Raw genomic sequence first — 12,272 nt, 5'->3', positions numbered from 1 at the left:
GGCGGGGCGGACTCGCGGGATTCCGCGCGCCCGGCGCGCTGCGGGACCGCCGGTCTGAGGACGAGGGCGTGCGGGCGCGCGGAAGTGTCACACCGCAGCGTCCGCCCGCCGGCTCACCAGGGCAGCGGCCCGTTGATGTCGGCGTAGGTGCCGGTGGGGCCGTCGGGGCCGAGGCACGCCATGCGGACGATGATCTCGGCGCCCTCCTCGACGGTCTGGATGCCGGTGTTCCCGTTGAGGTCGGTCCTGGTGAAGCCGGGTTCCACGGCGTTGATCCGCAGGGCCGGGAAGGCCTTGGCGTACTGCACGGTGATCATGTTCACGGCGGCCTTGGACGCCGGGTAGGCCACGCCCTGGTAGGCGTGCCGGGGTGTGCCGGGGGTGGTGACCTCGGTCAGGGAGGCCAGCCCGCTGCTGACGTTGACCACGACCGGTGCGGCCGACCGCTGCAGCAGCGGCAGGAAGGCGTGGGTGACGCGGACCGTGCCGAAGACGTTGGTCTCGAACGTCGAGCGCATGAGGTCGGCGGTCACCTCGGCGGGGCCGATCACGCCGTTGTCCTCGCCCCGCTCCTCGACACCGGCGTTGTTGACCAGGACGTCCAGGCCGCCGCCCGCCTCCACGGTCCGCACCGCGGCGGCCACGGTCGCGTCGTCGGTGACGTCGAGCCGCACGAAGCGCGCGCCCAGACGCTCCGCCGCCCTCCGTCCGCGCTCGGTGTCGCGGCTCCCCAGGTACACGGTGTGGCCGGCGGCGACGAGCCGGCGGGCGGTCTCGAAGCCGAGGCCCTTGTTGGCTCCGGTGATCAGTGTTGCTGTCATGTCTTCCACCGTGCGGCCGGCCCGTCCTGGCGGCCAGGACCCTGATCTTCCTGGGACTGGCAGTACCAGGACGGCGGCCGGGCGGCGGTGCACAGTGGGTGCCATGGCCACCACGGAGTTCGGGCACACGGTGCGGCGCTGGCGTGATCGGGTCCCGCCCGAGGCCGCGGGGCTGCCCTCGGGGGGCCACCGGCGCGCTCCGGGGCTGCGCCGCGAGGAGCTCGCGCTGCTGGCCGGGATCTCGGTCGACTATGTGACGCGGCTGGAGCAGGGCCGGGCGGCCAACCCGTCGGAGCAGGTGGTGGAGGCGCTGGGCCGCGCCCTGCGGGTGACCGCGGCGGAGCGCGAGCATCTCTTCCGCGCCGCCGGCCTGGTGCCGCCGGGCCAGGGCACGGTGCCCGCGTTCATCCCGGCGAGCGTCCAGCGGATGCTGGACCGGCTGACCGGCACACCCGTCGCCGTCTCGGACGCGACGTGGACGCTGCTGCTGGCCAACCCGCAGTACACGGCGCTGATGGGCGACTACCGCGGCAACGACCGCAACGCGGTGTGGCGGAACTTCCTGGGCGCGGGCAGCCGCGTCCGTCACACGCCGCAGTCGCAGCGTGACCTGGAGGTCGACCAGGTCTCCGATCTGCGGGCGGCGGCGCTGCGGTATCCGGCGGACGAACGGCTGCGGCGCCTCGTCGCGGAGCTGCGGGCGGGCAGCGACCGGTTCGCCGGGCTGTGGGACTCCGGTGAGGTGGGCGGGCACCGGGCGGCCCGCAAGACCATCGTCCATCCGCGGGTGGGCGAGCTGACCCTGGACTGCGACGTGCTCAGCGTGGCCGGCAGCGACCTGCGGATCATGATCTACACGGCCGAGCCCGGGTCCCGGGACGCCGAGCGGCTCGCGCTGGTCGCCGTCCTCGGCACCCAGTCGCTCGTGGGCTGACCCTCGTGGGCTGACGCCCGCGGGCTGACGGCGGCCGCTCACCCGAACCTCACCCGGGCCGCTCTCACGGCTGCGCGCACCCCGCGTTCCCCCAATTCAGGGGCCGCCGCAAAGGCCCCGAATCCGCTCACCGACCGTGTTTTCTCCATCCTTTTTCCGTGAGGGCAAAGGGGGGCCTCTGTGATCCCGTCTACGTAACGCGCCTCACATACGAATGGGATTAGTAAACCGCGTTCCCTGGCCGCGGCTCAAAACAGCGGATCCAGCCACCGGCGAACTCCTCTTCAGGCCCCATCTACGTAAACCTCCGTAGACGAGGACTTTGACCCGCGAATTCAAAAGCCCTAAGAATTCACGAGTCCCCGAACGGAAGAGGAAAAGCCTTATGCAGCTCCCCGCGATCCCGAAGAAGCTCCCCACCGTCGCCACCTTCAAGAACATGACCCGGAAGCAGAAGATCGCCACCACCGGTGGTGCCGCGGGCGCGGCTGTGATCCTTGCTGTGACGGGTCTGCAGGCGACGGCCGGAGCCGGAACGGCGACCGCGGCGGACGCACCCACCGGGTTCAGCGTCACCGCCGGGCAGCATCTGAAGCAGCCGGTCGCTCTGACCGGCGCCAAGACCGACCTCGCCACCAAGAAGACCGTCACGGCCGCTCCGCAGCACAAGCAGGAGCTGGCCAAGGCCGCGAAGCCCGCGGCCAAGCCCGCCGCCAAGCCCGCGAAGCCGGCGGCCAAGGCCCCGGCCGCGAAGAAGGCCGTCACCGAGCACAAGGTCACCAAGCCCGCCGCCTCGCGGTCGGCCAAGCGCACCCCGGTGCAGCACGCGGCTGCCAAGCCCGCGGCCGCGCCGAAGGTCGTGAAGAAGACCTACGCGAACAACCTCGACGGCTGGATCCGCGAGTCGCTCGACATCATGCACGCCAAGCACATCCCGGGTAGCTACGAGGGCATCCACCGCAACATCATCCGTGAGTCCAGCGGTAACCCGCGTGCGATCAACCTGTGGGACATCAACGCCCGCAACGGCATTCCCTCCAAGGGTCTGCTGCAGGTGATCAACCCGACCTTCGACCGCTTCCACGTGGCCGGTACGTCCTGGAACATCTACGACCCGGTCGCCAACATCACCGCCGCGTGCAACTACGCGGCCGACCGGTACGGCTCCATGGACAACGTGAACTCCGCCTACTGATCGGCACCGGCACCCAGCCCGGCGAGCGGTGGGCCCGCCCCTCACACGAGGGGCGGGCCCACCGCTTTCCGCGTGTCCGGGGGCCGATCACCACCCGCGGACGAATGACCCCCTTGCGTGTGCGAGGGCCGTCAGAACAGCACGACGGACCGCAGCACGTCGCCGTCCCGCATCCGCGTGAACGCCGGCTCGATGTCGTCCAGCCCGATCGTCTCGGACACGAAGGACTCCAGGTCGAGCCGGCCCTGGAGGTAGAGGTCGATCAGCATCGGGAAGTCGCGGCTGGGCAGGCAGTCGCCGTACCACGAGGACTTCAGCGCGCCGCCGCGGCCGAAGACGTCGAGCAGGGGCAGTTCGAGGGTCATCTCGGGGGTGGGCACGCCCACCAGGACGACGGTGCCGGCCAGGTCACGGGCGTAGAACGCCTGCCGGTAGGTCTCCGGACGGCCGACCGCCTCGACCACCACGTCCGCGCCGAAGCCACCGGTCAGCTCCCTGACGGCCTCGACCGGGTCGGTCGCGCCGGCGTCCACGACGTGGGTGGCGCCCAGGCGGGTCGCCGCCTCCAGCTTCCGCGGGTCGACGTCGACGGCGATGATGCGGGCGGCGCCGGCCAGCCGAGCGCCGGCCACCGCGCCGTTGCCCACTCCCCCGCAGCCGATCACCGCCACCGAGTCGCCCCGGGTGACGCCGCCGGTGTTGATGGCGGCCCCGATGCCCGCCATGACGCCGCAGCCGAGGAGGCCGGCGACCTCGGGCGCGGCCCGCGGGTCGACCTTGGTGCACTGGCCCGCCGCGACCAGGGTCTTCTCGGCGAAGGCGCCGATGCCGAGGGCCGGCGAGAGGACCGTGCCGTCGCGCAGGGTCATCTTCTGTGTCGCGTTGTGGGTCTGGAAGCAGTACCAGGGGCGGCCGCGCCGGCAGGCCCGGCACTGCCCGCACACCGCGCGCCAGTTGAGGACGACGAAGTCCCCGGGAACCACCTCGTCGACGCCCGGCCCGACGGCCTCGACGACGCCGGCCGCCTCGTGGCCGAGCAGGAACGGGAACTCGTCGTTGATCCCGCCCTGCTTGTAGTGCAGGTCGGTGTGGCAGACGCCGCAGGCCTGCACCCGGACCACGGCCTCCCCGGGCCCCGGGTCGGGAACGACGACGGTCTCCACCCGTACGGGCTCGTTCTTGCCGGCGCGACGACGCCGCGTACCTCCTGGCTCATGCCGGTCACCTCTCTGTGACGTCCGGTGGTGCGTCGTGTGCAGTGATCCCCACTTGCGGGCGGTTCCACCCGGGGACCGGCGGGGTGGCTCCGGCCGCAGGCCGCGACGGCGGGAGTTCCCGTACGCGGCCCGTCGGGGCGGCCTGCGGCCGCCGGCGGCTCAGAGGATCCGGATGTGCCGGAGGCCGATCCCGGCCCGCCGCAGCCGCCCGCGCAGCGCCGAGTCGGTGCTGGGACGCAGCGCGAGCCCGGCGGAGGCCGCGATGTGGTCGGCGACCTGCGGGATCGTGAGCTTGTCCGTCCACAGGTGCTCGGCGAACTGCGCGTCCAGCAGCCGTTCCAGGCAGTGGTCCAGCTTGGCCACGGCGAAGCTCTCCCGGCGCAGCGGGGCTTCCTTGCCCGCCACGAAGCGCACGAGATGGCCGAAACCCCGCTCCCGCAGCCGACGCAGCACCGTCTCGCGCTCCGCCAGCAGCGCGAAGTGGCGCACGTCGTGCCCGCGCTCGCGCAGCCGGCCCACGGTCTCGCTGAAGTAGGCGGGCTCCACCACCGTCATCGGGGCGATCACCGGACCGTCGTGGCGGGACAGGGCGAGGTCCAGCACCTCGTAGACGCCCTGCCGCCAGGCGGCGAGGTCCTGGAAGTCGCCGCGCAGATGCGGCGGTGTCATCCGGTGCAGGCCGAACCCGACGTGCTCCGGGTCGCAGACCACGCTGCCGGGCAGCCGCCGCCGCAGTTCGTAGGCGCTCTGCGTCTTTCCGCCGCCGAACGGGCCGTTGATCCACAGGAGCATGACCCGACCCTACGGGAGGCCGGGCCGGGAGCGGTGGCTACACCGGGAGCGCGCCGCCGTGCGGTGCCCGCTGTGCGTCAGGGTGAGGCGCTGGGGAGGCACGTGTGGCAGGCCGCGCGGGTCGGACGGCTCGGACGGCCGGGGATGGCGTCCGGGGATCCGGGGCCGCTCAGGCCGCGGGGCCGGCCCCGCCCTCGGTGCCGCGCCCGATGATGGTGAAGAGGCCGCCGTCGGGGTCGCGCAGTTCCGCGTACTCGCCCTGGCCGCTGGTGCCGCTGCTGATCAGCGTGCCGCCGAGCGCCTGGGCGGCCTCGGCACGGTGCGCCACGTCGTCCACGGCGAACTGCACCGCCCAGTGCGGGCGCAGCACGGGGTCGGGGGCCGCCTCGACGGCACCGGAGCCCAGCCGGGCCACGACGCTGGAGCCGCTGCGGACCACGACCTCCTCGTTCTCGTAGGAGACCGTGCAGCCGTCCGGGCGCCCGTCGGCCCACTGCAGGACGCCGCCGTAGAAGATCGCCGCCTCGAAGGCGTCGCGGGTGCGCAGGCGCACCACGACCGGGCCGCGCTCGTGCCACGCCTCCCAGCCGCCGGGCAGCCGCCCGTCCCACACACCGAACACGGCGCCGTCGCGGTCCGCGGCCACCACGGCGCGTCCGGAGGCGAAGGCCACCGGGCCGAGGGCGATCGTCGCACTGCGCTCACGGATGCGGGCCGCGGCGTCGTCGACCTGCGGGACCGCGAAGTACGGGGTCCACACCACGGCGAACTGCAGGTCGGTGGCGACCGCGCCGATCCCGGCCACCGGCTTGCCGTTCCTGAGGGCCACCACGAAGTGCTCGCCGAGGCTGGTGGAGCGGAACTCCCAGCCCAGCACCGCGCCGTAGAACTTCTCCGCCTCCTGCAGGTCGCGGGCGGTCAGGCTCACCCAGCAGGGGGCGCCGCGGGGTGCGTCCGGCAGGTCGAGCACCTCGCCGCTCGTGTCCGCGGTCCCGGCGGACATCGAAGGCTGATCGGTCACCGCACGGCTCCTCGGTCATTGCTCACGAACACTGCTGAATCCACCCCTACCAGGCCGGGGCGAAGATCGTCGTACGGTCGCCTTCCCCGGATCCGGCCGGTCATACCTGCGTGTGGGCGCTCTCACGCCCTCGGGCGGCCTTCAGACGCGCCCTGGTGGCGCCCCTGCCGCCGCCCTCCGAGAACGCCCCGCGACGCCGCGCGAACCCACGGTGACGCCGCCGCGGGCACCCGTACGGACCCGCCCGGCCGGCAGGCGGCTCAGCCGTGGCCGCCGGGGCCGCGGGACACGGTCAGGGCGCCGCACTGCCACTCCAGCTCCTGCGTGCCGGCGACCGGCGGCAGGTGGCCGTAGCCGCCCGCGGCGACGCTCATGCCGACGATCAGCCAGGCCCGCCAGTTCCGGCCGACGCCGGTGCCGTCCGCGAAGACCAGATGGCCGTCGACCCACCACTGCACGCTGGAGTCGCCGAAGACCACACGGAGGGTGAAGGGCCGGCCGGGGGTGATCAGGTCGTCGGCGTAGCAGGCGGCGGGACGGACGTGGTTGGTGAGCTCGAGCATCCGCGGGTTGGTCGGGTGGTACTCGAAGGCGTCGACCTCGCCGTGTCCGGGCTGGGAGCGCCCGCTGGAGGTGTCGCGGCCCCACGTCCACAGCGACGGCCAGGCGCCCTGGACGTCGTGCACCAGGCAGGTGGCCTGCAGGTCGTCACCGGGCAGCAGCTCGAACCCGCCGGGGGCGTACTCGGTGGACACCAGATCGGCGTTCCACAGGCCGTCGGAGGCGCGCCGGGCGCGGAAGACGCCGTCGGGGGTGGGGGCGAAGGCGGGCCCGATGCGGTCGAGCTTGTTGTCGCCGGGGTTGCGGCCGTCGGGCGGATAGGCGGACGTGCGTCCGGCGGCCCACGCGCCGCGGTCGGTGAAGGGGGCGTCGAAGACGACGTGCTCGCGGGGTGCGGGCAGGTGCGCCGCGCGGGCCGCGTCGACGCGGCGGTCGCCGGCGTCCTCGCCGAAGGGGTCGCTGGCGTCGTCGTGCCGGTGGGCGGAGGTCGCCCGGGGGCGGCGGTCGTTCATGAAGGCTCCCGGTGGCGGCCGTGGTTCCGGTCGGCCGCCGTCCCAGTCAAACGGGGGCGGCGGCCGGGCGGAAGCCGCGTACGGGGGTGTCCGGAGGGCGCGGGCCGCGGCCGCACGCCCTCCGAACGGGTGACGCCGGGTGACAGAGGGTGCGTGCTCAGGGCAGCGGCGTGATCCACTGCTGGTTGGCGCCGCCGTTGCAGGTCCAGATCTCCAGCTGGGTGCCGTCGGCGGTGTCGGACGCCGGGTCGTCGAGGCACTTGCCGGAGACGGGGTTGACCAGGGTGCCGCCGACGGTCTTCCACTGCTGGTTGCCGCCGCCGTTGCAGTCCCACAGCTCGACGAGGGTGCCGTCGGACGTGTTCGCTCCGGTGATGTCCATGCACTTGCCGCCGAGGCGGACGGTGCCGTCGCTCGCCAGGGTCCAGTTCTGGGCACCGGTGCCGTTGCAGTCCCACATCTGGACCTTGGTGCCGTTGGCGGTGGAGCCGGTGTCGTCGTCGACGCACTTGGCGGTGTCGGCGACGGCGACGATCGGTCCGGTGCCGGAGTTCTGGGTGCCGACGGGGGTGACGGACAGGTTGTCGAACTGGTCCGTCTGGTAGCCCGAGGTGCCCAGGCCCACCATGCCGGTGCTGTACGTGCCGTCCGTCGCCGAGCCGACCGTGGTCCCGTCGATGGCGGCGGTCAGGGTCGGGCCGTTGACGGTCAGCGCGAGGTGGTGCCAGGTGCCGGTGCCCAGGGCGGCCACACTGCCGGAGGCGAGCGTGGTCAGGGTGTGGCTGGTGTTGTTGCGGACGATCGACCAGGCGCCGTTGTCGCCGGCCTGCAGGTAGTAGGAGTTGATCCCGGCCGGCCCGAAGGCGTGCTGGGTCCCGGCGCGGGCGATCAGCTGGGCGGAGCCGGACTGCCGCAGCAGGACGTCGGCGGCGACCGTGTAGTTGTTCCAGTTGAGGCTGCCGCCGATGGTGTACGGGTTGGAGTCGCCGTCCCACTCGATGGGTTTGACGGGGGCCTGCTGGGTGAGGCAGCGGCCGCTGCGGCCGCCGGCGCACGCGGTGGCCTCGAACGCGCCCTGCATCTGGGAGAGGTAGCGCGGCTGCTGGCCCACCGTGGTCGAGTCGAAGGAGTCGGAGTAGGGCAGCGCGAGGCTGCCCGGGGCGGGGCTGGTGGCGGTGCCCTTGCCCTGCCCGGTGGTGGTGGTCAGCGTGTAGACGTATCCCGGCTGGACGGTCAGGGAGTAGGAGCCGCCGCTGGGCGTGAGCGAGCCCTGCTGGACCAGGTGGTCCGCGGAGTTGCCGGAGTTGAGGTTGGTGGCCCAGACGTGGACGGCGCCGGTGGACAGCCCGCCGCTGACGTCGACCGTGACGTTCTGCGCGGCGGTGGCCGTGGTGGTCTCGATGACGGTGGAGTAGTCCGTGCCGTCGGTCGACTTCAGCGTCACATAGCTGCCGTTGGACTCCGAGCCGCCCAGGTAGCCGGAGCCGCTGTCGAGGAACTTCCAGCCTGGGGCGGTGAACTGGGTGACCTGGGCGGTGGCCCACAGACTGCGGCCGACGGTGTACGCGCCGGACGAAGGCTGGTCGGCGAGGACCAGGCCGACCGTGCTGTACGGCAGGTTGGGGTAGATCGCGGCCACCACGGGCCAGTTGACGTACGCGGTGAAGTGCGCGTCGACGTAGCCGCGGGTGATCGAGCGGATCAGCGCCGGGGCGCCGGAGTTGAGGTCCTGCGAGCCGTTCTCGCTCGCCCACAGCGGCTTTCCGGTACCGGTCGCGGTGGCGTTGCCCGGGCACGTGTCGGCGTTGCCGCCGTCGCCGCCCTGGCAGGGGTAGTGCACGCCGATGGCCGAAACGGACTTGGCGAAGGCGGCGTTGGACGCGACGTCGCCGGCGACCGACCAGTCGCTGTCGGCCGCGACGATCCGGACACCGCCGTATCCGGCGCCGTCCAGCGCCGTGCGGAGCTGTTCGTACCAGCCGACGTCGTAGCCCCGTTCGTTCCAGCCGCCGAGGTAGTCGATCGTCAGGCCGTGCGAGGTGGCGCAGCCGAGCCACTTGACGAGGTAGTTCACGGTGTCGGTGGACCAGAACGAGCCGCCGCCGGGCCAGCCGGGCGCTCCCCAGGCGAGTCCGTAGAGCTTGATCTGCGGGTTGCGGGCCTTGGCCTGCTGCATCAGCCACCACTCGTAGCCGGTGCCGCAGTCCACGGTCCCGGCGGTGTGCATGTGGCTGGACTCCGACCCGTCGGTGGAGTTGGTGTCGCCGCCGATCTCCACCTTGAGGATCTGCAGGTCGGCGCCGTAACCGGGCTTGAAGAGGTAGTCCAGGATCTGCTGTTGCTGTGCGGCGGGGTAGTCGGTCAGCAGGCGGGTGTTGCCGCCGCCGCCGCTGATGGCGCCGATGCCGTCGAAGGTCCGCCCGGCGCTGGAGCCGTTGGCGGCGATCGTGGTGCTGGTCCCGGTGGCGCCGGCGGAGTGGCTGCCCGCGCCGATCAGTAACGCGCAGAGCAGGAGCAGAACGGCCGCGACCGCTGGTCGGCGCAGGGTTGTACGCGGGACGGAGTTCACGTGGGGGGTCCCTTCCTCGGGGTCAACTCACCAGAAGAGCTCAGAACCGAACGCATCTCACCGCCGCACAGTGGACTGCGAACCTGAGGTTCCGTCAAGAGAGCGCACCGGCCAGGAACTTCAGCTCCGGGACCCGGGGACATCAAACGAACAAGAAGGACAACCGAGGGCATTGGGGTGCCCGGATCGGGTAGGCGGGTACATAGCCGCCTTGTGCGGGAACGCAAGGAACCGGATACGCCATGGTCCATTTCCTGGTCGTCGCCGTGATCTGCCTCGCCGTCTGGACCGTCCTCGCGGTGCCCGCCGGCATGCTCGTCGGCCGCCGTCTGCGGCGGGTGGGTCCGCCCGCCCCGCCGCGCTCATCCCCCAGGCGCCGCCGCCGTGCGGTGCCGCGCGGGCTGCGCCCGTACGCAGCCGACCGGGTGGTGACCCGGGCGCCGCGCGCCGCCCGCAGCCACGTCCGCCGCAGATGACCCCCGGGACCGCCGTGACGGCGGTCCCGGGCGCTCGGCCGTCAGCCGGAGTACCCCGCGGGCTCCCGCGGTCGCACCGGCTCTCCCGAGTACCGCGGCGCGGACAGCCGCACCGGGCCGCGGGCCAGGCGGTGGGCGCCGAGCGCGGCGAGGACCGCGAGCAGGCCGCCACCGCCGGTCCACAGCCAGCGCGGTGACCACCAGGTACCGGCCCAGCCGCCGTCGGGGGCGAGGTCCGGCCCGTTCGCGGTCACCACGGGCGCGACGGAACCGTCGACGGCCGTCTCCCCCGCGGTGCCGTGCGCGGTGGCGGTGACGGCCGCCTGCACGGGCAGACCGAGGTCGGTCTGCGGCAGGTCGAGGACGGCCAGCCGCAGGTAGTAGGCGCCGCGCAGCGGGTCGTTGGCCCACGGCTCGGCCCATGCGCGCACCGTCCGCAGGGTGCAGGCGAGCTCGACTGTGGTGACGTCGGCCGCCGCGGTGCGGGTCTGCATGCCGTAGCGGCACGCCTGGCGGCGCCGCAGCCCGTCGTAGACGTCGATCTGCCACGTGGACGGCCCGTGCCGGACGGCACCGGACGGGAAGGACACGGTGGCCTTGACGGTGACGTTCTGACCGGTGTCCGCGGGAAACGTCCAGTACAGGTAGTCGCCGGCCGAGGCGCTCGCCGTGGCCTGCTGCCCCTGCTTGACGGGCGTGGCGGTACGGAAGTTGGTGCCGGCCTCGGTCGGCGGCGCGTCCGAGGCGGACGCGGACGCGGAGGCGCCGGGCGTGGTGGGCGTCGCGGTGCCGGGGTCGTCGGCCCGCGCGACCGGGGCGAGGACGGCGAGTCCGGCGAGCCCCGTCGCGGCGAGCAGTCCGGCGGCGGTCAGCAGCTTCGGAGTGCGCATCAGACGGTCCTCCCGGTGTTCAGGCGCCAGCGGGCGATCCAGCCGGAGAGCAGGCCGGCGACGCCTCCGGTGACGGTGAGCAGTCCGAGCAGCCACCATCCGCGGCCGAGGCCGAAGAACGCGACGTCGGAGGGCTTGTCCGGGCTCTTGACCAGGTCGATGGAGAGCTCGACGGGCAGGCCGGGCGTGGTCTTCACGGAGGCCGGAGCCGAGAAGGAGTTCCCGACCTGGAGGCAGACGGTCTCCGGCGGCGTGCCGGAGTCGGCGGCGGGCTTGGGGTAGCGGATGCCGGCGGAGACGGCGTCGGTGCGCCCGCTGCCGCCCTCGTCGTCGCGGACGATCTCCCGGCCGTGCACGGTCACGCCGCGCAGCAGCACGCCGTAACCGGCGTTGACGGCACGGTCGTCGGAGACGGTGACCGCGGCGCGCAGCTCCTGGCCGGGCGGCACCTGGACGCGGTACCAGCGATTCTCGGAGAACGTCTCACGGTCGGTGTAGAGGCCCTGCCGGAGTTCGGGTGCCGTGTCGCAGGCCGCGGCGCCCTGGGTGGCGACGGGGGTGACGGTGTGCTCGTCGCTGCGGCCGACGAGCTGCTTGACCTTGCTGGTCAGCTGCTGGCGGTGCTGGACGGTGGTGTACGTGCCGCCGGTCGCCCCGGCGATGCAGCTGAGCTGGTTGCGGGTGGTCGCGTCGGGGATCAGGCCGAGCGTGTCGATGACCAGGTGGATGCCCTGGGCGGCGATGTCACGGGCTACGTCGCAGGGGTTGGTGGGCCCGCAGGTGTCCTCGCCGTCGGTGATCAGCACCATGCGGCGGGTGCCGTCGCCGCCCTTGAGGTCGTCGGCGGCCGCGCGCAGGGCCGGGCCGATGGGCGTCCAGCCGGTCGGGGCGAGGGTGGCCACCGCGGCCTTGGCCTCGGTGCGGTTCAGCGGGCCGACCGGGTAGAGCCGGCGGGTGTCCTTGCAGCCGGTCTTGCGGTCGTTGCCGGGGTAGTCGGCGCCGAGCGTGCGTATGCCGAGCTGGACGTCGGGCGGGGTGGAGTCCAGGACGTCGTCGAACGCCTGCTTGGCGGCGGACATCCGGGACTGGCCGTCGATGTCCCGGGCGCGCATCGAGCCGCTGACGTCCAGCACCAGCTCGACCTTCGGGGCGGGTTGGGCGGTGGGCTCGTCGGCGGCCGCCGTCGGTGGGAGGAGGCCGCAGGCGAGCAGGGCCAGCAGGCCGCACGCCGCAGCCGCGGCCGGCAGCTTTCTCATGATCATCGCAGGGATCGTAGTGAAGACC

General features: G+C 73.0%; 10 protein-coding genes and 1 pseudogene. 3 read left to right on the top strand and 8 right to left on the bottom strand.

The features are described 5' to 3' along the window. Window positions 1–113: 113 nt before the first annotated feature. On the bottom strand, window positions 114–821 hold the full coding sequence (locus tag K7862_RS12190; protein WP_222962510.1) for an SDR family NAD(P)-dependent oxidoreductase: 708 nt from the start codon (window positions 819–821) through the stop codon (window positions 114–116). 103 nt (window positions 822–924) lie between these two features. On the opposite strand from K7862_RS12190, the gene K7862_RS12185 reads away from it, so the two are divergent. Both K7862_RS12185 and K7862_RS12180 read left to right on the top strand, forming a co-directional pair. Further along, window positions 925–1,755, top strand: coding sequence for a helix-turn-helix transcriptional regulator (locus K7862_RS12185; protein WP_222962509.1), 831 nt, complete (start codon window positions 925–927; stop codon window positions 1,753–1,755). A gap of 385 nt (window positions 1,756–2,140) precedes the next feature. Next, entirely contained in the window at window positions 2,141–2,950 is an 810-nt protein-coding gene (locus tag K7862_RS12180) for a transglycosylase SLT domain-containing protein (protein WP_262413002.1), read from the top strand. 131 nt (window positions 2,951–3,081) lie between these two features. On the opposite strand, the pseudogene K7862_RS12175 reads toward K7862_RS12180, so the two are convergent. From K7862_RS12175 to K7862_RS12155, 5 genes and pseudogenes are all read right to left on the bottom strand, one after another. Beyond that, window positions 3,082–4,166 (bottom strand): annotated as a pseudogene (locus K7862_RS12175) (S-(hydroxymethyl)mycothiol dehydrogenase). 160 nt (window positions 4,167–4,326) lie between these two features. Then, a complete protein-coding gene (locus K7862_RS12170; RefSeq protein WP_222962508.1) occupies window positions 4,327–4,959 on the bottom strand; it encodes an AAA family ATPase in 633 nt (210 codons plus the stop codon). A gap of 169 nt (window positions 4,960–5,128) precedes the next feature. Continuing rightward, window positions 5,129–5,980: a VOC family protein gene (locus K7862_RS12165; RefSeq protein ID WP_308011942.1), complete on the bottom strand. Its 852-nt coding sequence runs from the start codon at window positions 5,978–5,980 to the stop codon at window positions 5,129–5,131. Between the two features lie 260 nt (window positions 5,981–6,240). Further along, entirely contained in the window at window positions 6,241–7,053 is an 813-nt protein-coding gene (locus tag K7862_RS12160; RefSeq protein WP_262413001.1) for a beta-glucanase, read from the bottom strand. 157 nt (window positions 7,054–7,210) lie between these two features. Beyond that, window positions 7,211–9,622: a ricin-type beta-trefoil lectin domain protein gene (locus K7862_RS12155; protein WP_222962507.1), complete on the bottom strand. Its 2,412-nt coding sequence runs from the start codon at window positions 9,620–9,622 to the stop codon at window positions 7,211–7,213. A 242-nt stretch (window positions 9,623–9,864) separates the two neighbouring features. On the opposite strand from K7862_RS12155, the gene K7862_RS12150 reads away from it, so the two are divergent. Continuing rightward, window positions 9,865–10,098, top strand: coding sequence for a hypothetical protein (locus K7862_RS12150; RefSeq protein ID WP_222962506.1), 234 nt, complete (start codon window positions 9,865–9,867; stop codon window positions 10,096–10,098). 41 nt (window positions 10,099–10,139) lie between these two features. Here the strand turns inward: K7862_RS12150 and K7862_RS12145 are convergent, their stop codons facing one another. Together K7862_RS12145 and K7862_RS12140 are read right to left on the bottom strand one after the other, a co-directional pair. Continuing rightward, complete coding sequence (locus tag K7862_RS12145; RefSeq protein WP_262413000.1) at window positions 10,140–10,988, bottom strand: hypothetical protein; 849 nt, start codon at window positions 10,986–10,988, stop codon at window positions 10,140–10,142. Then, window positions 10,988–12,250 (bottom strand): VWA domain-containing protein, encoded by a 1,263-nt coding sequence (locus K7862_RS12140; protein ID WP_222962505.1) that lies wholly within the window; start codon window positions 12,248–12,250, stop codon window positions 10,988–10,990. Before K7862_RS12140 ends, K7862_RS12145 begins: the two co-directional genes overlap by 1 nt. Between the last annotated feature and the right edge of the window lie 22 nt (window positions 12,251–12,272).

Source organism: Actinacidiphila acidipaludis (genome assembly GCF_019890725.1).
GTDB classification, from domain to species: domain Bacteria; phylum Actinomycetota; class Actinomycetes; order Streptomycetales; family Streptomycetaceae; genus Actinacidiphila; species Actinacidiphila acidipaludis.
Note: the sequence above shows the minus strand (reverse complement) of the source record. Positions and strands in the feature narration are given on the sequence as shown.

Excerpts from the sequence above, each read along its gene's own strand:
- K7862_RS12190 (WP_222962510.1), bottom strand. The coding sequence starts at position 821 with ATGACAGCAACACTGATCACCGGAGCCAACAAGGGCCTCGGCTTCGAG.
- K7862_RS12185 (WP_222962509.1), top strand. The coding sequence starts at position 925 with ATGGCCACCACGGAGTTCGGGCACACGGTGCGGCGCTGGCGTGATCGG.
- K7862_RS12180 (WP_262413002.1), top strand. The coding sequence starts at position 2,141 with ATGCAGCTCCCCGCGATCCCGAAGAAGCTCCCCACCGTCGCCACCTTC.
- K7862_RS12170 (WP_222962508.1), bottom strand. The coding sequence starts at position 4,959 with ATGCTCCTGTGGATCAACGGCCCGTTCGGCGGCGGAAAGACGCAGAGC.
- K7862_RS12160 (WP_262413001.1), bottom strand. The coding sequence starts at position 7,053 with ATGAACGACCGCCGCCCCCGGGCGACCTCCGCCCACCGGCACGACGAC.
- K7862_RS12150 (WP_222962506.1), top strand. The coding sequence starts at position 9,865 with ATGGTCCATTTCCTGGTCGTCGCCGTGATCTGCCTCGCCGTCTGGACC.
- K7862_RS12145 (WP_262413000.1), bottom strand. The coding sequence starts at position 10,988 with ATGCGCACTCCGAAGCTGCTGACCGCCGCCGGACTGCTCGCCGCGACG.
- K7862_RS12140 (WP_222962505.1), bottom strand. The coding sequence starts at position 12,250 with ATGATCATGAGAAAGCTGCCGGCCGCGGCTGCGGCGTGCGGCCTGCTG.